Below are 16879 nucleotides of genomic sequence, written 5' to 3'. Positions count from 1 at the left end.
CCGGGCCGCTTGGTCCTGCACCGCCCCCACCCGCGACCCCTCCCCGCAAGGGGGAAGGAAAGATCGGGATCGACCCTACCAGTTCCGGAACTTCGCGGGCGGTTCGTAGAGGCCCCCCGACCAGTGCACGAGATCCTTGATCGACTTGGCCGCGAGCAGCGCGCGGTCGGCGTCGAGGGGCTCGATGCCGAGATCCTCCGGCCGGCGGATCACCCCTCGGGCGCGCAGCTCCTCGACCTTGGCCCGGTTCCGGCCGCGGCCGACCTCGGTGTAGCCCGCGACCCCGCGGATCGCCTGCTCGCGCTCGTCGGCGTCCCGGCACAGGAGGAGGTTGGCGATGCCCTCCTCGGTGACGATGTGGGTGACGTCGTCGGCGTAGATCATCACCGGGGCCAGCTCGAGCCCGATCTTTTTGGCCAGCTCCAGGGCGTCGAGCTTCTCGACGAAGGTCGGCACCAGCTTCTCCCCGAAGGTCTCGACCAGCTGCACCACCAGCTTGCGCCCGCGCATCAGCGCCGGATCGCCGACGACCTGACCTTCGCGCCCGGCCTTCATCCAGGCATCGGACGGGTGGCGGCGGCCGTGCGGGTCCGAGCCCATGTTGGGCGCGCCACCGAAGCCGGCCACCCGCGACTGCGTGATCGTCGACGAATGGCCCATCAGGTCGATCTGGAGGGTCGCGCCGATGAACATATCGCAGGCGTAGAGGCCGGCGGTCTGGCAGAAGGCCCGGTTCGAGCGCAGGGAGCCATCGGCCCCGGTGAAGAAGATATCCGGCCGCGCGCGGATGTAGCGATCCATGCCGACTTCCGAGCCGAAGCAGTGGACCTGTTGGACCCAGCCGGATTCGATCGCCGGAATCAGCGTCGGGTGCGGATTGAGCGCCCAATGGGTGCAGATCTTCCCCTTCAGGCCCAGCTTCTCACCGTAGGTCGGCAGCAGCAGCTCGATTGCGGCCGTGCCGAAGCCGATCCCATGGTTGAGCCTTCGGATGCCGTATTCCGCATAGATCCCCTTGATCGCCATCATGGCGATCAGGATCTGGGTCTCGGTCATCGCCGCAGGATCGCGGGTGAACAGCGGCTCGACGTAGAACGGCGTGTCGGCCTCGACCACGAAGTCGATTCGGTCGCCCGGGATGTCGACCCGCGGGACCTTGTCGACGATCTGATTCACCTGGGCGATGACGACGCCGTTCTTGAAGGCGGTGGCCTCCACGACGGTGGGCGTGTCCTCGGTGTTGGGCCCGGTATAGAGGTTGCCGTCGCGGTCCGCCGAGACGCCGGCGATCAGCGCGACGTGGGGCGTGAGGTCCACGAAGTAGCGGGCGAACAGCTCGAGATAGGTGTGCACCGCGCCGAGCTGGATCTGGCCGCCGTAGAGCATCTTGGCGATGCGCGCGCCCTGCGGGCCGGAATACGAGTAGTCGAGCCGCTTGGCGATGCCGGTCTCGAACACGTCGAGATGCTCCGGCAGCACGATGCCCGACTGGACCATGTGCAGGTTGTGGACCTTGCCCGCGTCGCAGGCCGCAAGCCCCCGGGCCAGGCAATCCGCCTGCTTCTGGTTGTCGCCCTCCAGGCAGACCCTGTCGCCGGGGCGCAGCACCGCCTCCAGCAGATCGACCACGGAGCCGGCCGGCACGACCTTGCCGTCGGCATGGGCGCGACCCGCCGCGATGCGTGCGTCGCGCGCCTCTCGTTCGCCGCGCCACTGGGTCATCCGCGCGTTCCCCTTGTGTATGCAGTGGGCGAGATAAAGCGCTGGTCAGGCATTTTCTAGCACGTTCTAATCACGGTTCCGTATACGGGATTGCCGATCTGTCAACATCCTGCATATTCATCCCAACAAGACAGCAGGCGATTCGGGAGGGAACGCAGCATGCCGAGCGCGTCGAGACGGGCGCTGCCGCGCGCCGCAAACATCGCCGCGGGAGGGCAAGGCCGATGATCGTCCTGGGTGTTGCCCTCCTGGCCGCGTGCACGCTGGTCGGCGTGTATCTCGGCGATCTCCTCGGCGTCGCGCTGGGGGTGAAGGCCAATGTCGGCGGCGTCGGCATCGCCATGATCCTGCTGATCGTCGCCCGGCTCTGGCTGTCCCGCCGGGGCGGCCTGACCAAGGGCGTGCAGTTCGGCGTCGAGTTCTGGGCCGGCATGTACATCCCGATCGTTGTCGCCATGGCGGCCCAGCAGAACGTGGTCGCGGCGGTGAGCGGCGGCCCGATCGTGATCATCGCGGCCACCGGCTCCCTGGTCCTGTGCTTCGGCGCGGTGGCGCTGCTGAGCCGGATCGGCCGGCGCGATCCCGGCAGCCCGGAGGTCGAGTACGGCGGCTCCGTGATCGGCGGCGAGGCCGATCCGGTGCCGACTGGGAAACAGGGGTGAGCGCCATGGAACACGCGATGGACAACGACCTCGGACATCGGATCTGGCACGGCATCGAGCACGTCTTCATCGAGCAGAGCCTGGTGGCGGCCTTCGCGGTGGTGGGCGCCCTGATCCTGGTCTCCAACCTGGCGGCCAAACGCTTCACGAAGGGCCGCGTTCACGGCTCGGCCATCGCGATCGTGCTGGGGCTGGGGCTCGCCTATGTCGGCGGGCTCTACACCGGCGGGAAGAAGGGCGTCGCCGACATCCCGGCGCTGGCCGGGATCGGCCTGATGGGCGGCGCGATGCTGCGCGACTTCGCCATCGTGGCCACCGCGTTCGAGGTCGACGTGATCGAGGCGCGCCGGGCCGGGCTGGTCGGCGTGCTGGCGCTGGCGCTCGGCACGATCATCCCGTTCCTGGTCGGCACGCTCACCGCGGTGGCGTTCGGCTACCACGACGCGGTCTCGATCACGACCATCGGGGCGGGAGCGATCACCTACATCGTCGGCCCGGTGACCGGGGCGGCGATCGGAGCGGATTCCACCGTCATGGCGCTCTCCATCGCCACCGGGGTGACCAAGGCCGTGATGGTCATGGTCGGCACACCATTGGTTGCTAAGCTGATCGGCCTCGACAACCCACGGTCGGCTATGGCCTATGGCGGCCTGATGGGGACGGTGAGCGGGGTCGCGGGCGGGCTCGCGGCGACGGACCCGAAGCTAGTCCCGTACGGGGCGCTCACCGCGACCTTCCACACCGGGATCGGCTGCCTCGTCGGTCCCTCGATCTTCTACTTGACGGTGCGGGCTCTGGTCGGTTGACCAACCGCGGGGGCGCGGGACCAAGTGATGCACGGCGAGTTCCAGAAGATCGACAGCGGGCTTCTCTCCGACCGGATCCGCAACGCGCTCACTGACGCAATCACGTCCGGTGAGATCCCGGCCGGCACGGCGCTCGACGAACAGAACCTCGCGCAGCGCTACGGCGCCTCGCGCACACCGGTCCGGGAGGCCCTGCGCCAGCTCGCGGCCTCCGGACTGGTGGAGGTCCGCCCGCGCCGGGGCGTGGTGGTGGCCCGGCTGACGCCGGAGCGCATCGCCGACATGTTCGAGACCACCGCGGAGATCGAGGCGATGTGCGCCCGGCTCGCAACCTACCGGATGACGCCGCTGGAGCGCGGCCGGCTGATGGACCTGCAGGAGGATTCCGCCGCCGCCGTGGAAGCCGGCGACGTCGACGCCTACGACCGGCTCAACCGCGCCTTCCACGAATCGCTCTACGCGGCGACCCACAACAGCTTCATGGCCGAGCAGGCCCTGGCGATCCGCGAGCGCCTCGCCGCCTTCCGCCGGACCCAGCTCCGCCACGGCGACCGGATCCGCCGTTCACGGGACGAACACGGCGAGATTCTCGCGGCTATCGCCGAGGGGGATGGGGAATTGGCGGCTCGGCGGATGCGGGCCCACATGCTGCGGGCCGCGGCGGCGTTGGGGCGGTATATTGCGGATACGGTGGGTTGATGGGCTTTCAGACTTCCATCGCCATCATGCTGGCTGCCGGTTGCATCAACCCGCAGGATTTTTTGGTTAAAAACTCGCATAAGCCCGAGTTTGTTGATTAAATTTGCGAATTAAAAACTCTACGTCGCAATAATCTTCAGGCTAAACGCTCACTTGTAGCTATCGTGCCTCGACCACGTCGCGGTACTCGACTTCGAAAAATGCGATGGGGTAAACAATAGGCATCCGGCCGGATTCTTGATCGATGCGCCTGAGATGAAATACAGTCGCAGCATCAGGCATTGTTCCAGCATTCAACGGAGCGGTCCGCAATATAGCAGATCACTGCAGAACTGCGTAACACCACGGTGAGGCGGCCAATCTTAATGGTCTTGCGGCTCATACCGAAGATCATCAGGGCCTTTACACCACCTCCCGCGCCACGCCCCCCTTCCCGGCCCCGCTTCCACCCAGCGCCTCCGCCAGCTTCCCGATCCGCTCGGCGGCTCGCCCGATCCCGTCGGCGGCGCGGGCGGCGTCCTCGGCCCGGGCGCGGTCGGCGGCTTCGGTGGCTTTGCGGAGATCCGCCGTCTCGGCCTCCAGGGCGGCGTGGCGGGTGCGCAATTCGGCCAGCTCGTCGGCGATGGTCAGGGCGGCCATCACCTGGAGGCGCATGTCGCCGATCTCGCCGAAACTCTGGCGCATCTCGCCGATGCGCGCGCCAAAGCTCTCGGCCAGCCCGGTGAGATGGGCCTCCTCGCCGGCGCCGCAGGCCATGCGGTAGAGCTTTCCGTCGATGGTCACGTTGATCTGAGGCAAGGATCGCTCCGATGGACGGCGGCGCTGGACGGAACCAGTCAGGCCCGGCCGAGCACGCCCTGGACGGTCTGGATCGCGCGGTCGAGTCGCTGGCCGACCAGTCCGGTCGTGGCCTCGACATCGGCCAGATGCGCGCTCGCGGCGTCGAGGGCGGCGGCGAGCCGGGCTCGGTCCTCGTCCATCAGCGCCAGCTCGGCGTCCCGGTCGTCGGGTTCGGCCTCGGCCTCCAGGCGGCGGGCCACCACCGCGTCCAGGCGGCTCAAGGCGGAGTCGAGCCGGGCGAAGGCCGCGTCGATGGGGTTCGTGTCCGTCCTGTCGTCGGCCATGGGGCTCCGCTCGCCGGGCGCATCGTCCCGACGGGCGGGCTCTCGGGCGACGATGCTTCGGGGCCTTAAGTTTCGGCCGGATGCGTCCGGAATTCCAGTCCGAAATGTTGGTGCGTGTCCGCGCCGTCGCGCCTCAGCAATCGCCGTCGCACAACCCTGTTTATTGGATGTGGGAGAGAACCGTGTTTGTCACGGGCGTGCGTTTGACAGGTGGAGACGCCATGTTAGACAGCCGCGCGCTCCCGTAAGGGGCCGCCCAAGATATGCCGGATGGCCGGTCCGTGACAGTCCCGTGGCCTCAGCCAACGCCGTCGGATCCGATCGGCGCGACCGGAGCGGCCCGGCCTGTCACGGCACGGTTCATCGCAGGTTCAAACCCGCCCGCCCAGATCGGCCCCGCCCGGTCGGCCTGGAGGCGGGCCGCCACGGCGTCATCCCGAAAGGCGGGGTTCGGCTTTCGGACAGGATGAGGCCACACGAACGACACTGCGCCGAGGACCGGGTGACCGGCCCGGTGCGCGGTGCTCCGCAGCAGGAAGGAGTCACACCGTGACGAAGGTTGCCATCAACGGGTTTGGACGCATCGGCCGCAACATCCTGCGCGCCATCGCGGAATCCGGCCGGACCGACATCGAGGTCGTGGCGATCAACGATCTCGGCCCTGTAGAGACCAACGCCCACCTGCTGCGGTTCGATTCCGTCCACGGCCGGTTCCCGGGCGAGGTCGCGGTGGACGGCGAGTTCCTGGTAGTCAACGGGAAGCGCATCAAGGTCACGGCCGTGCGCAACCCGGCCGAGCTGCCGCACCGCGACCTCGGCGTCGACATCGCGCTCGAGTGCACCGGCATCTTCACCGCGAAGGACAAGGCCAAGGCCCATCTCGACGCCGGCGCCAAGCGCGTGCTGGTCTCGGCGCCGGCCGACGGCGCCGACCTCACCGTGGTCTACGGCGTCAACCACGACAAGCTGACCGCCGAGCACCTCGTCGTCTCGAACGCCTCCTGCACCACCAACTGCCTGGCGCCGGTCGCCCAGGTGCTGGACGCGGCCGTGGGCATCGAGCGCGGGTTCATGACCACGATCCACTCCTACACCAACGACCAGCCGTCGCTGGATCAGATGCACAAGGATCTCTACCGGGGCCGCGCCGCCGCGCTCTCGATGATCCCGACCTCCACGGGCGCCGCCAAGGCCGTGGGCCTGGTCCTGCCCGAGCTGAAGGGCAAGCTCGACGGCACCGCGATCCGCGTGCCGACCCCGAACGTCTCGGCGGTGGACCTGGTTTTCACGGCCAAGCGCGCCACCTCGGTTCAGGAGATCAACGACGCGATCAAGGCGGCCGCCGCCGGTCCGCTCAAGGGCGTGCTCGGGGTCACCGACCAGCCGAACGTCTCGATCGACTTCAACCACGATCCGCACTCGTCCACCTTCCACCTCGACCAGACCAAGGTGATGGACGGCGTGCTGGTGCGTATCCTGACCTGGTACGACAACGAGTGGGGCTTCTCGAACCGCATGGCCGACACGGCCGTGGCGATGGCCAAGCTCATCTGAAGACCCCGACGCCCGCCGGTCCCGACCGGCGGGCGCCTTTTCGACCGAACGGCCTCACCTCGAACCAGGGGATCATCCCGGGATGACCGACGCTTCGCAGGGCACGTCGAGCGGACAGGGCGCCGTCGTGACGCCCACGCCCAAACCCGCACCCACGCCGGCGGCCACGACCGCCCCGGTGGCGACGGCGCCCGCGCAGGGGCTGCCGGCGAGCCACCTCCTCGATCAGCTCGCGCGAATCGAGGACAAGTGCTCGCGGATCGAGGACAAGTACGCGCGCTCCGAGTCCCTGCTGTCGCGGGTCGAGGACAAGGTCGAGAACGCCGCCAACCGGATGAACGAATCCGCCCGGCAATCCGATCTCGCGGCCCTGCGCACCGAGATGCGCGGGCTGGCCGACCGCACCCGGCGCCTGCCCGGCACCGGCGCGCTTGTGCTCACCGCGGTAATCACCGCGATCCTCACCGTCGTGCTGATGGTGGCGGTGCAGCGCCTCAACCTCGACCGCCTGATTCCGGCGCCGGCTGCCACGTCCGGCACCACCGTTCAATAACAGCCCTCGACCCGAACAGGACCGCATGAGCGCCTTCCGCACCCTCGACGACGCCGGCGCCCTGACGGGCAAGCGCGTGCTGATGCGCGTCGATCTCAACGTGCCGATGGAGAACGGCCGCGTCACCGATGCGACCCGCATCGAACGCGTCGTGCCGACCATCCGGGAGGTCGCTGAGAAGGGCGCCCGCGTGATCCTGCTGGCCCATTTCGGCCGCCCCAAGGGCAAGCGCGAGCCGAAGGATACCCTGGAGCCGGTAGTGCCGGCGCTGAGCCAGGCGCTCGGCCGGAACGTCGCCTTCGCGGCCGATTGCGTCGGCGACGACGCGGCCCGGGCCGTCGCCGCGCTGAAGGACGGCGACGTCCTGCTCCTGGAGAACACCCGCTACCATCCCGGCGAGGAAAAGAACGACGCGGCCTTCGCGGACGCGCTTGCGGCCAACGGCGACGTCTACGTCAACGAGGCGTTCTCAGCGGCCCACCGCGCCCACGCCTCCACCGAGGCTCTGGCCCATCGCCTGCCGGCCTATGCGGGCCGCGAGATGCAGGCAGAGCTCGAAGCCCTGACCAAGGGCCTCGAAGCGCCGCAGCGGCCGGTGATCGCGCTGGTCGGCGGCGCCAAGGTGTCGTCCAAGATCGACCTTCTGGAGAACCTGGTCGCCAAGGTCGACATGCTGGTGATCGGCGGCGGCATGGCCAACACCTTTCTGCACGCGCAGGGCAAGGCGGTGGGCAAGTCCCTGTGCGAGAAGGACCTCGCCGAGACCGCCCTGCGCATCCTGGCGGCCGCGGACAAGGCCGGCTGCCGGATCATCCTGCCGGTGGACGCGGTGGCGGCCACGGAGTTCAAGGCCCAGGCCCCGCACGAGACCGTGCCGGTGGATGCGGTGCCCGCGGGCAGCATGATCCTCGATGCCGGCCCGCGCTCGGTCTCCGAGATCAACGCCGCCATCGATGACGCCAAGACCCTGGTCTGGAACGGCCCGCTCGGCGCCTTCGAGCTCGCACCGTTCGACGCCGCCACGGTGGCCGCCGCCAAGCACGCGGCCGCACGCACGGCGGCCGGCCAACTGGTCTCCGTCGCCGGCGGCGGAGACACCGTGGCCGCGCTCAACCACGCCGGCGTGGCCGCCGCCTTCACCTACGTCTCGACCGCGGGCGGTGCCTTCCTCGAATGGCTGGAGGGCAAGGCCCTGCCGGGCGTCGAGGCGCTGCGGGCGCAGGGCTGACTGAGGACGGCGCGGCTCTCTCATGCGCTTCTCCCCCGCCACCGCGCACCGATCTATCTGTCCGGCGTTGGAAGTCGGGGGTGTCGAATGGCTGCGTGACGACGGGCAGAACGCGCGGATCGAGATCCTACCGGCGTTCGGGCCGCCATAGCGCCGTCGCAGGCCAGGCCGCTCATGCCGAGGCGCGCCACGACCTTGGAGGTGCGGGCGCTGTAGACAACAGCATTCCCACCGGTCGAGACCGGCTCCGGGGATGCTATGGTGCGCATTCGATATGCGCGTGTCCGAGGGTAGATCCGGTATCCGGACTCGGGCGCTCTATTTCCGTCGCCGTGGGCGATCGGGCAAACCACCAGACGGCAAGCGGGAAGACAGACGACGATGGCACGGATCACCCTCAGGCAGCTCCTCGACCACGCGGCCGAGCACGAATACGGCGTGCCGGCGTTCAACCTGAACAACATGGAACAGGGTCTGGCGATCATGGCGGCGGCCGACGCCACCGACTCGCCCGTGATCCTGCAGGCCAGCCGCGGTGCCCGCGCCTACGCCAACGACGTGGTGCTGGCCAAGCTGATCGACGGCCTGGTCGAGATCTACCCGCACATTCCGGTCTGCATGCATCTCGACCACGGGAACAACGAGGCCACCTGCGCCACCGCGATCCAGTACGGCTTCACCTCGGTGATGATGGACGGCTCGCTCAAGGGCGACGGCAAGACCCCCGCCGACTACACCTACAACGTTGAGATCACCCGCAACGTCACCCAGATGGCTCATTGGGCGGGCGTCTCGGTCGAGGGCGAGCTCGGTGTGCTCGGCTCCCTGGAGAGCGGCCAGGGCGAGGCCGAGGATGGCCACGGCGCCGAGGGGGTCCTGAGCCACGATCAGCTGCTCACCGACCCGGACGAGGCGGTGAAGTTCGTCGAGGCCACGAAGGTCGACGCCCTCGCGGTTGCTATGGGCACCAGCCACGGCGCCTACAAGTTCACCCGCCAACCCGACGGCGACGTGCTGGCGATGAACGTGATCGAGGAGATCCACCGCCGCCTGCCGTCGACTCACCTGGTCATGCACGGCTCGTCCTCGGTGCCGCAGGACCTGCAGGACATCATCAACCAGTACGGCGGCCAGATGAAGCCGACCTGGGGCGTGCCGGTCGCGGAGATCCAGCGCGGCATCAAGCACGGCGTGCGCAAGATCAACATCGACACCGACAACCGCATGGCGATGACCGGCCAGATCCGGAAGATCCTGACCGAGAACCCGTCGGAGTTCGATCCGCGCAAGTACCTGAAGCCCGCGATGGATGCGATGACCAAGCTGTGCAAGCAGCGCTTTGAGGAGTTCGGCACTGCCGGCAAGGGCTCGAAGATCCGCCCGGTCTCCGTCTCCGAGATGGCCAAGCGCTACGCCAGCGGCGCGCTGGACCCTAAGATCGGCGCGCGTTGACGGTCCGGCCGGCCCGATGAGCAGCAATCAGCGCCTCGCCCTCCTCGGGCCCCACAACCTGGATGCCGACGGCATCGACGCCTTCGCGGCCGCGCTCGGCGCGGCTTGCGGGGCGGGCGATGTGGCGGCCGTGATCCTGCGGCTCGCCGCCACCGACGAGCGCGGGCTCACCGCCCGGGTGAAGCAGGTCGCGCCGATCACGCAAGGGGCCGGCGCAGCCCTCGTCGTGGCGTGCCCAGGCTTCACCGGAGACCTCGTCTCGGTGGCGACGAGGGGTGGCGCCGACGGGGTGCATGTCGACAAGCCGCGCGACCTGAAGGACCTGCGCGACCGTCTCCGGGACGGGCGCATCCTCGGGGCGGGCGGCATCGAGACCAAGCACGGTGCCATGGAGGCGGGCGAGGCCGGCATCGATTACCTGATGTTCGGCGGTCTCTATCCGGACGGCGTCGCTCCGGAGGCCGACACCGTTCTGGCGCGCGCTGAATGGTGGGCCGAGATCTTCGAGACGCCCTGCGTCGCGGTGGCCGCGACGGCGGACGAGATCGCCTCCCTGGTCGCCACCGGGGCCGAATTCGTCGGCCTGGAGAGCGCCCTGTGGCTGCCCGGGACCGAAACGGTCGCACGGGCGCAAGCCTTGATCGCGGAGCGGGCCGCGTGAGCCTGCGCGTCCTGGATCTGCCCGTCCTGGGCCTCGCGGTGGCGCTGGCCATGGCGCTGCCGGCGCTGGCCGCGCCCGGCCCGCTCGATCCGGCCAAAATCGTCGCCCCGTCCGACAAGACCACGATGCCGGAGCTTCCGAGCCCCTACACGCCGAACTATTCCCGAGGCGCCGTCCCGCCCGCCAGCGGCCAGCCGGCGGACCTCGCCTATGGCGCTTATCAGCGCGGCCAGTACGTCACCGCCTTCCGGGAGGCGACCAAGCGGATCGAGGCCAATCCCAAGGACGCCGCCGCGATGACGCTGTTGGGCGAGCTCTACAACCAGGGGCTCGGCGTCAAGCAGAACCCCGTGAAGGCGGCCGAGTGGTACCGCCTTGCCGCCGCCCAGAACGACGCCGCTGCGATGTCGTCGCTCGGCCTGATGGCGCTCGACGGGCGCGGCATGCCGAAGGATCCCAAGGCCGGCCGGCGCTGGCTGGAACAGGCCACGGCCCAGGGCTCGTCCACGGCCGCATACAATCTCGGGCTGATCCTAATCGGTACCGGCGCCACCGCCGACGAGACGGCGGCCGCCACGCAGTTCCGGAAGGCCGCCGACGCCGAGATCGGCCCGGCCCAGCACGACCTGGGCGTGCTCTACCTCCAGGGCCGCGGCGTCCAGAAGGATTCGAGCCAGGCGGCCCAGTGGTTCCGCCGCGGGGCCGACAACGGCGACCTCGCCAGCGAGGTCGAGTACGCGATCCTGCTGTTCAACGGCAACGGCGTGACCAAGGACGAGCGCTCGGCCGCCCGCTACTTCCTGCACGCGGCCTCGCGTGGCAACGCCATCGCGCAGAATCGGCTGGCACGACTCTACGCCGTGGGCCGGGGCGTGTCGAAGAACCTGATCGAGGCCGCGGCCTGGAACCTCGCCGCCGCCGCGCAGGGCCTGTCCGACGCCTGGCTCGACCAGACCCTGGCGGGGCTCAGCGGCGACGAGCGCAGTCGCGCCGAGCGGCTGGCCAACGAGCGCATCGAGCAGCGGTAGCGCTGAGGCGGAAAAAGCCAGGCGGGTGTGAGGCCGAGTTTTCCCAGGCACACCCTCATCCTGAAGTGCGCGGTGATCGAAGATCGCCGGGCCTCGAAGGAAGTCTCCAGATGCCTTAGCGACTTCTTGAGGCCTCCTTCGAGGCCTCCGCTTTGCTTCGGCACCTCACGATGAGGGAGGGTGGAAAGGCGTTTGCCTCGGTTACGGCCGCCTCACTGGCCCGCGCGAACAAACCGAAAGCCTACCCCTCGGCCTTCGACCAATCCACACCGGCTTCCAGTTCCGGCAGCAGGACCACGCTCTCCTGCTCGTTCGGGTCGGTCCGGGCGATCACCGCCGTGACCGGCTCGGTCCGGCTGCGGTTGTAGGGCAGGTGCGGCACGTCGGCGGCGATGTACACGAACTCGCCGGCTCCCGCGATCACGTGGTGCTCCAGGCGCTCGCCCCAGAAGCAGCCAGAGATGCCGGACAGGACGTGGATCGCGGTCTCGTGCGATTCGTGCTTGTGGGCGTGGGCACGTTCGCCGGGTGGAATCTCCAGAAGCTGAAGATGCAGCGCCTTGGCGCCCACCGCCTCCGCCGAGATCGCGGGCCGGTAGATATGCCCCTGCTTGCCGCGGAACGGCGCACTCTCGCGCAGGACCACCAGGCCGGGCCGTGATGTCTCGGATGCGTCGCTCATGATTCGCCGACCTTGAACGCGGAATCGACCGGGATCTGCATGCCGTTGACGAGGGCGTTGGTCTGGTTCGCCGTGCCGACCACCGCCAGGAACTCGCCGTGCTGCTCCGCGGTCAGGCCTTTCGCGCCGGCCGCGGCGGTGTGGGAGTGGATGCAATAGGGACAGCCGTTGGCGATCGAGACCGCGATGTAGACCAGCTCCTTGGTCAGCGGGTCCAGGCTGCCAGGCCCCATCACGACCTTGAGGCTCGCCCAGGTGCGCTCCAGCAGGCCCGCATCGTTGGCGAGACCGCGCCAGAAGTTGTTGACGAAGTCCGAGCCCCGGGTCGCCCGGATGTCGGCGAACACCGCCCGCACCCGCGGGTCGGCCTCCGCCTCGGCATCGCTCAACAGCGTCACAGTCGCCATCTTGCCTCGCTCAGAGCTTGCAGGCGCCGTCGAGCGCCCGGTTCTCGGCCTCGGTGAACAGGCGCGAGCGGATATGGAAGCGCTTTTCGCGGCCGTTTTCCAGGGAGAACATGCCGCCGCGCCCCGGCACCACGTCGAGCAGGATGTGGGTGTGCTTCCAGACGGTGAATTGCGAGCGCGAGATGAAGAAATCCGCGCCGCCGACCTGCCCGAGATGGACGTCGCCGTCGCCGATGATGAAGTCGCCGACCGGGTAGCACATCGGCGAGGACCCGTCGCAGCAGCCGCCGGACTGGTGGAACATCACCGGCCCGTACTCGGACCGGAGCTCGTCGATCAGTGCCAGCGCCGCCGGCGTCGCGGTGACCCGCAGGGGCGTGCCGTCGGCGCCAGCCTGCTCGGCCGTGGTGGCGTCGTTCGTGGAAACGGCGGTCATGCTTCACTCCCCTGCCGGCTGTCGGATATGCTTGCCGGGGTTCGGATTTCTACGGCGCGGCCCGGTTCGGCAGCAAACCCGGCCCCTAAAAGAAAAACCCCGGCCGCGAGGCCGGGGTGAAGTCGGCTCGGGGGTAACCCGGACCAGGACTCAGAAGAATCCGAGCTTCTTGGCCGAGTAGCTGACCAGCATGTTCTTGGTCTGCTGGTAGTGATCGAGCATCATCTTGTGGGTCTCGCGGCCGATGCCGGACTGCTTGTAGCCGCCGAAGGCCGCGTGGGCCGGGTAGGCGTGGTAGCAGTTCGTCCAGACGCGGCCGGCCTGGATCGCCCGGCCGAAGCGGTAGGCGCGGGTGCCGTCGCGGGTCCAGATTCCGGCGCCGAGGCCGTAGAGCGTGTCGTTGGCGATCGCCAGCGCGTCGGCATCGTCCTTGAAGGTCGTGACCGACAGGACCGGGCCGAAGATCTCCTCCTGGAAGATCCGCATCTTGTTGTGGCCGCGGAACACCGTCGGCTGCACGTAGAAGCCCTCGGCCAGCTCGCCGTCCTTGACGTTGCGCGCGCCGCCGGTGAGCAGCTCCGCGCCCTCCTGACGGCCGATGTCGATGTAGCTGAGGATCTTCTCCATCTGCTCGCCCGAGGCCTGGGCGCCGATCATCGTGGCGGGATCGAGCGGCGAGCCCTGGGTGATCGCCTCGACGCGCTTCACCGCCCGCTCCATGAAGCGGTCGTAGATCGACTCGTGCACCAGCGCCCGGCTCGGACAGGTGCAGACCTCGCCCTGGTTGAGGGCGAACATCGTCAGGCCTTCCAGGGCCTTGTCGAAGAAGTCGTCGTCCTCGTTGGCCACGTCGGCGAAGAAGATGTTCGGCGACTTGCCGCCCAGCTCCAGCGTCACCGGGATCAGGTTCTGCGAGGCGTATTGCATGATCAGGCGGCCGGTGGTCGTCTCACCGGTGAACGCGATCTTGGCGATGCGCGGCGACGACGCCAGCGGCTTGCCGGCCTCCAGGCCGAAGCCGTTGACGATGTTGATGACGCCCGGGGGCAGCAGGTCGGCCAGCAGCTCCATCACCACCAGGATCGAGGCCGGGGTCTGCTCGGCGGGCTTGAGCACCACGCAATTGCCGGCGGCGATCGCCGGGGCCAGCTTCCAGACCGCCATCAGGATCGGGAAGTTCCACGGGATGATCTGGCCCACGACGCCGAGCGGCTCGTGGAAGTGGTAGGCCACCGTGTCGTGGTCGATCTCGGAGATCGAGCCTTCCTGCGCGCGGATGCAGCCGGCGAAGTAGCGAAAATGGTCGATCGCCAGGGGGATGTCGGCGTGGGTCGTCTCGCGGATCGGCTTGCCGTTGTCCCAGGTCTCGGCCAGCGCGATCAGATCGAGGTTCTCCTCCATCCGGTCGGCCATCTTGTTGAGGATGCGCGCGCGCTCGGCCGGGGCGGTGCGGCCCCAGGATTCCTTGGCCGCGTGGGCGGCGTCGAGCGCCTTGTCGACGTCGGAGGCGTCGGAGCGGGCGACCTCGCAGATCACCTTGCCGGTGATCGGCGAGGTGTTCTCGAAGTAGCGGCCGGCGGTCGGGGCGACCCACTGGCCGCCGATGAAGTTGTCGTAGCGGGCCGAGAAGGGCGACTTGGTCCGGGCGTCGCCCAGAAATTCCGGCTTGTTCATGGCTCTGTTCCCTCCGTAGGCCCCGGCCTCGCGAACCGCGGCTCTTGGGCTGAAGCTGGAACGCGGACGGCCGATTCGATCGGCGGCGTCCGGTTCGGCTCTGGTGGCAGCCAATGGCTTTTGGCGTGCCGAATCAAGGTGGACTTTTGGCCAGTGCGCGAGCGAGCGGATCCTACGCCCTCCCGGTCAGGATCGCGACAGGACAAGTGTCCGTCAACCCAGGACCCGGTGGTTCAAGCGTGAAAACCCCTCGGATGTCCGGCCGCGCCGAGACAGGCTCGACCAACACTTCGGCATTATTCTCATGCCAGATCGCTGACCTTGAGGGTTAGCTTGGCAGGCGCGCCGAGGCCTTACGATCCGAGCGCGAAGGGCAGCGCCAGCATCGCCAGAGGCAGCGCGGCAACGGCCGCCGCTCGCAGCAAGGCCGGGCGGTAGGACATCACTGCAACGACCAGTAGCGCCGCGCCGGTCAGGGCGCCGATCCACTGGACTGGGCCGAAATTCCAGCCGGCACAGGCCACCGAGGCCGCGAACGACACCGCAAGACCGGACCATCCGGCCGCGCGGAGGCTCTTGGTCCGGCTCCGAGGCGCGGGCACGCGGAACACGGCGCGGTGATGCCGGTCGAGGCTGAGCGCCAGGGCGGCGAAGCTCGAGAAGCTGAGGCACAGGCTCAGCGCCAGGGCGGCGGCGGTCACGCTTCCACCGTCCGCGACAAAGCTGGTTTGGCCGCCCAAACCCGGCCCGGTCGCCGGTTCGCGAAACGGGCACCGATGGCGAGCAGGATCGCCACCGCGAGCATCGCCGCGTCGAAGCACAGGAAGCGGGTCTGGCCAACGGTCACCGCGTCCACGACCGGGATCGCCACGAAGGCGAGCGCCGCCGCCGAGAGCCCGGCTGGCCAAGCCTTCGCGCTGGGGACCAGCGTCGAGGCAACGGCTGCGAGGATCCAGGCCCCGAAGAAGGCGCGCACCTCCCAATCCGCCCGGGCGGCGAGGTCGAGGGGCAGCAGCCGGTTGGCCAGGAAGTAGGCGGCCAGGCCGGTCGGCAGCCCGGCGATCGTGCCGAGGTTGAGCACCCGCACGAGGCGCAGGCCGAAACCCGCCGGGTTCGCGCCCTTCGGCATGCGGGCGACTGTCCAGAGAACGAGGCCCGACGCGATGGTGGCGGCGCCCATCACACCGCAGAGGAAGAAGAGGATGCGCAGGGGCGCGGCGGCGAAATGCGCCTCGTGTAGGCCGATCATCACGGCGCCGGTGCGGGTCGCGCCGCCGGCCTCGCCGGTCCGGGACAGCTCAGTACCGGTATCGCCCGCGTAGACGATCTGCGGATGCAGGTGTGCGAGGCCGGGCGGCTCCTCGAAGAAGGCGGTGACGCTCGAGGCCGCATCGCCCGGCATCGTCACCATGACGACCTCCGGTGGCTCGCCGCCATCCGCAGTGGCGCGGGCCACGATCTCGCCGAGCGGCGACTGGATATCCGGCCTGCCCGCAGGCTTGCGTGCCGCCGCCATGATCCCGGACTCGGCGTAATACGCCAAAACATCGTGCTGGTAGGCCGCCTTCACGCCCCAGGGCATCAGCATCGGGCCGAGTTCGATCAACCCGGTGTAGACGATCATCAGGTGGAACGGCAGCGCCAGCACGCCGAAGACATTATGGGCGTCGAGCCAGCCGCGCTGCGCCGAGCGGTCCCGCCGGAACGTGAAGAAGTCGGCGAAGATGCGCCGGTGGGTGACGATGCCGGTGATCAGCGACACCAGCAGGATCATCGCGCAGATGCCGACGATCCAGCGGCCCCACATCGACGGCAGGGCCAGCTCGAAATGGAAGCGGTACAGGAAGTCCCCGCCCTTCGTGTCGCGCGCCCGGGAAGGCTCGCCGGTCGTGGGATCGAGGAGCGCGTGGTGGTACGGCCCGCCGGGATTCTTCCACCAATAGACCTCGACCTGTGGCGTCTCGACGGTCGGAAGCCGGACCGACCAGGCCATGGCATCCGGCATAACGCGCCCGAGATAGGCCGCGGCGCGGGTGGCGGCCGCGGACGGGTCGACCGCCGTCTCGGACAATTCGGGCCGCATCCAGTGCGAGACCTCGGCGCGGTAGTAGCTCGCCGTCCCGGTCACGAAGATCGCGAACAGCACCCATCCGATGACCAGTCCGGACCAGGTGTGCAGCCACGCCATCGA

Annotated in this window: 18 protein-coding genes; 9 read left to right on the top strand and 9 right to left on the bottom strand. The window is 68.8% G+C overall.

Annotated features, from left to right (window positions below; translation table 11 throughout):
- Nucleotides 1-75: 75 nt before the first annotated feature.
- Nucleotides 76-1722, bottom strand: coding sequence for a malonate decarboxylase subunit alpha (gene mdcA / locus AC0IY0_RS07600; RefSeq protein ID WP_471763442.1), 1647 nt, complete (start codon nt 1720-1722; stop codon nt 76-78).
- Nucleotides 1723-1946: 224 nt separating this feature from the next.
- On the opposite strand from mdcA, the gene madL reads away from it, so the two are divergent.
- The 3 genes from madL to AC0IY0_RS07585 are packed head-to-tail and all read left to right on the top strand — an operon-like array spanning nt 1947 to nt 3889.
- Nucleotides 1947-2384: a malonate transporter subunit MadL gene (madL, locus tag AC0IY0_RS07595; protein ID WP_471763441.1), complete on the top strand. Its 438-nt coding sequence runs from the start codon at nt 1947-1949 to the stop codon at nt 2382-2384.
- Between the two features lie 41 nt (nt 2385-2425).
- On the top strand, nt 2426-3190 hold the full coding sequence (gene madM / locus AC0IY0_RS07590; protein ID WP_471763471.1) for a malonate transporter subunit MadM: 765 nt from the start codon (nt 2426-2428) through the stop codon (nt 3188-3190).
- A gap of 27 nt (nt 3191-3217) precedes the next feature.
- Complete coding sequence (locus AC0IY0_RS07585) at nt 3218-3889, top strand: GntR family transcriptional regulator (RefSeq protein WP_419829421.1); 672 nt, start codon at nt 3218-3220, stop codon at nt 3887-3889.
- Between the two features lie 402 nt (nt 3890-4291).
- On the opposite strand, the gene AC0IY0_RS07580 is transcribed toward AC0IY0_RS07585, so the two are convergent.
- Both AC0IY0_RS07580 and AC0IY0_RS07575 read right to left on the bottom strand, forming a co-directional pair.
- Nucleotides 4292-4687, bottom strand: a complete 396-nt coding sequence (locus tag AC0IY0_RS07580) for a cell division protein ZapA (protein WP_147910125.1) — start codon at nt 4685-4687, stop codon at nt 4292-4294.
- Nucleotides 4688-4725: 38 nt separating this feature from the next.
- Complete coding sequence (locus AC0IY0_RS07575; protein ID WP_147910124.1) at nt 4726-5013, bottom strand: DUF4164 family protein; 288 nt, start codon at nt 5011-5013, stop codon at nt 4726-4728.
- 549 nt (nt 5014-5562) lie between these two features.
- On the opposite strand from AC0IY0_RS07575, the gene gap reads away from it, so the two are divergent.
- The 6 genes from gap (at nt 5563) to AC0IY0_RS07545 (ending at nt 11489) form a co-directional block, all read left to right on the top strand.
- Nucleotides 5563-6567, top strand: a complete 1005-nt coding sequence (gene gap, locus AC0IY0_RS07570; RefSeq protein ID WP_147910123.1) for a type I glyceraldehyde-3-phosphate dehydrogenase — start codon at nt 5563-5565, stop codon at nt 6565-6567.
- Nucleotides 6568-6649: 82 nt separating this feature from the next.
- Nucleotides 6650-7120 (top strand): hypothetical protein, encoded by a 471-nt coding sequence (locus AC0IY0_RS07565; RefSeq protein ID WP_147941424.1) that lies wholly within the window; start codon nt 6650-6652, stop codon nt 7118-7120.
- A gap of 25 nt (nt 7121-7145) precedes the next feature.
- The gene (locus AC0IY0_RS07560; protein WP_147910121.1) at nt 7146-8348 is read left to right on the top strand and encodes a phosphoglycerate kinase; all 1203 of its coding nucleotides are present in this window, start codon (nt 7146-7148) and stop codon (nt 8346-8348) included.
- Nucleotides 8349-8729: 381 nt separating this feature from the next.
- Nucleotides 8730-9800, top strand: a complete 1071-nt coding sequence (fba, locus tag AC0IY0_RS07555; RefSeq protein ID WP_147910119.1) for a class II fructose-bisphosphate aldolase — start codon at nt 8730-8732, stop codon at nt 9798-9800.
- Nucleotides 9801-9816: 16 nt separating this feature from the next.
- Nucleotides 9817-10461, top strand: coding sequence for a thiamine phosphate synthase (locus tag AC0IY0_RS07550; protein WP_471763439.1), 645 nt, complete (start codon nt 9817-9819; stop codon nt 10459-10461).
- 50 nt (nt 10462-10511) lie between these two features.
- The gene (locus tag AC0IY0_RS07545; RefSeq protein ID WP_471763470.1) at nt 10512-11489 is read left to right on the top strand and encodes a tetratricopeptide repeat protein; all 978 of its coding nucleotides are present in this window, start codon (nt 10512-10514) and stop codon (nt 11487-11489) included.
- 241 nt (nt 11490-11730) lie between these two features.
- Here AC0IY0_RS07545 and AC0IY0_RS07540 read toward each other — a convergent pair whose 3' ends face one another.
- From AC0IY0_RS07540 to AC0IY0_RS07515, 6 genes are all read right to left on the bottom strand, one after another.
- Complete coding sequence (locus AC0IY0_RS07540) at nt 11731-12171, bottom strand: cupin domain-containing protein (RefSeq protein ID WP_419829418.1); 441 nt, start codon at nt 12169-12171, stop codon at nt 11731-11733.
- The gene (locus tag AC0IY0_RS07535; protein WP_471763437.1) at nt 12168-12578 is read right to left on the bottom strand and encodes a carboxymuconolactone decarboxylase family protein; all 411 of its coding nucleotides are present in this window, start codon (nt 12576-12578) and stop codon (nt 12168-12170) included. The genes AC0IY0_RS07540 and AC0IY0_RS07535 overlap by 4 nt, the downstream gene beginning before the upstream one ends.
- Before the next feature lie 10 nt (nt 12579-12588).
- Entirely contained in the window at nt 12589-13014 is a 426-nt protein-coding gene (locus AC0IY0_RS07530) for a DUF779 domain-containing protein (protein ID WP_147910114.1), read from the bottom strand.
- 150 nt (nt 13015-13164) lie between these two features.
- Complete coding sequence (adh, locus tag AC0IY0_RS07525; RefSeq protein ID WP_147910113.1) at nt 13165-14688, bottom strand: aldehyde dehydrogenase; 1524 nt, start codon at nt 14686-14688, stop codon at nt 13165-13167.
- Nucleotides 14689-15041: 353 nt separating this feature from the next.
- Entirely contained in the window at nt 15042-15389 is a 348-nt protein-coding gene (locus tag AC0IY0_RS07520; protein WP_147910112.1) for a DUF3325 domain-containing protein, read from the bottom strand.
- Complete coding sequence (locus AC0IY0_RS07515) at nt 15386-16876, bottom strand: PepSY-associated TM helix domain-containing protein (RefSeq protein ID WP_471763435.1); 1491 nt, start codon at nt 16874-16876, stop codon at nt 15386-15388. Before AC0IY0_RS07515 ends, AC0IY0_RS07520 begins: the two co-directional genes overlap by 4 nt.
- Nucleotides 16877-16879 lie beyond the last annotated feature (3 nt).

The sequence above is a fragment of the Methylobacterium sp. AC315 genome (genome assembly GCF_979253755.1).
This window is presented reverse-complemented; position numbering and strand designations above follow the sequence as displayed.

Excerpts from the sequence above, each read along its gene's own strand:
- mdcA (WP_471763442.1), bottom strand. The coding sequence starts at position 1,722 with ATGACCCAGTGGCGCGGCGAACGAGAGGCGCGCGACGCACGCATCGCG.
- madL (WP_471763441.1), top strand. The coding sequence starts at position 1,947 with ATGATCGTCCTGGGTGTTGCCCTCCTGGCCGCGTGCACGCTGGTCGGC.
- AC0IY0_RS07585 (WP_419829421.1), top strand. The coding sequence starts at position 3,218 with ATGCACGGCGAGTTCCAGAAGATCGACAGCGGGCTTCTCTCCGACCGG.
- AC0IY0_RS07575 (WP_147910124.1), bottom strand. The coding sequence starts at position 5,013 with ATGGCCGACGACAGGACGGACACGAACCCCATCGACGCGGCCTTCGCC.
- AC0IY0_RS07565 (WP_147941424.1), top strand. The coding sequence starts at position 6,650 with ATGACCGACGCTTCGCAGGGCACGTCGAGCGGACAGGGCGCCGTCGTG.
- AC0IY0_RS07560 (WP_147910121.1), top strand. The coding sequence starts at position 7,146 with ATGAGCGCCTTCCGCACCCTCGACGACGCCGGCGCCCTGACGGGCAAG.
- fba (WP_147910119.1), top strand. The coding sequence starts at position 8,730 with ATGGCACGGATCACCCTCAGGCAGCTCCTCGACCACGCGGCCGAGCAC.
- AC0IY0_RS07550 (WP_471763439.1), top strand. The coding sequence starts at position 9,817 with ATGAGCAGCAATCAGCGCCTCGCCCTCCTCGGGCCCCACAACCTGGAT.
- AC0IY0_RS07545 (WP_471763470.1), top strand. The coding sequence starts at position 10,512 with ATGGCGCTGCCGGCGCTGGCCGCGCCCGGCCCGCTCGATCCGGCCAAA.
- AC0IY0_RS07540 (WP_419829418.1), bottom strand. The coding sequence starts at position 12,171 with ATGAGCGACGCATCCGAGACATCACGGCCCGGCCTGGTGGTCCTGCGC.
- AC0IY0_RS07535 (WP_471763437.1), bottom strand. The coding sequence starts at position 12,578 with ATGGCGACTGTGACGCTGTTGAGCGATGCCGAGGCGGAGGCCGACCCG.
- AC0IY0_RS07530 (WP_147910114.1), bottom strand. The coding sequence starts at position 13,014 with ATGACCGCCGTTTCCACGAACGACGCCACCACGGCCGAGCAGGCTGGC.
- adh (WP_147910113.1), bottom strand. The coding sequence starts at position 14,688 with ATGAACAAGCCGGAATTTCTGGGCGACGCCCGGACCAAGTCGCCCTTC.
- AC0IY0_RS07515 (WP_471763435.1), bottom strand. The coding sequence starts at position 16,876 with ATGGCGTGGCTGCACACCTGGTCCGGACTGGTCATCGGATGGGTGCTG.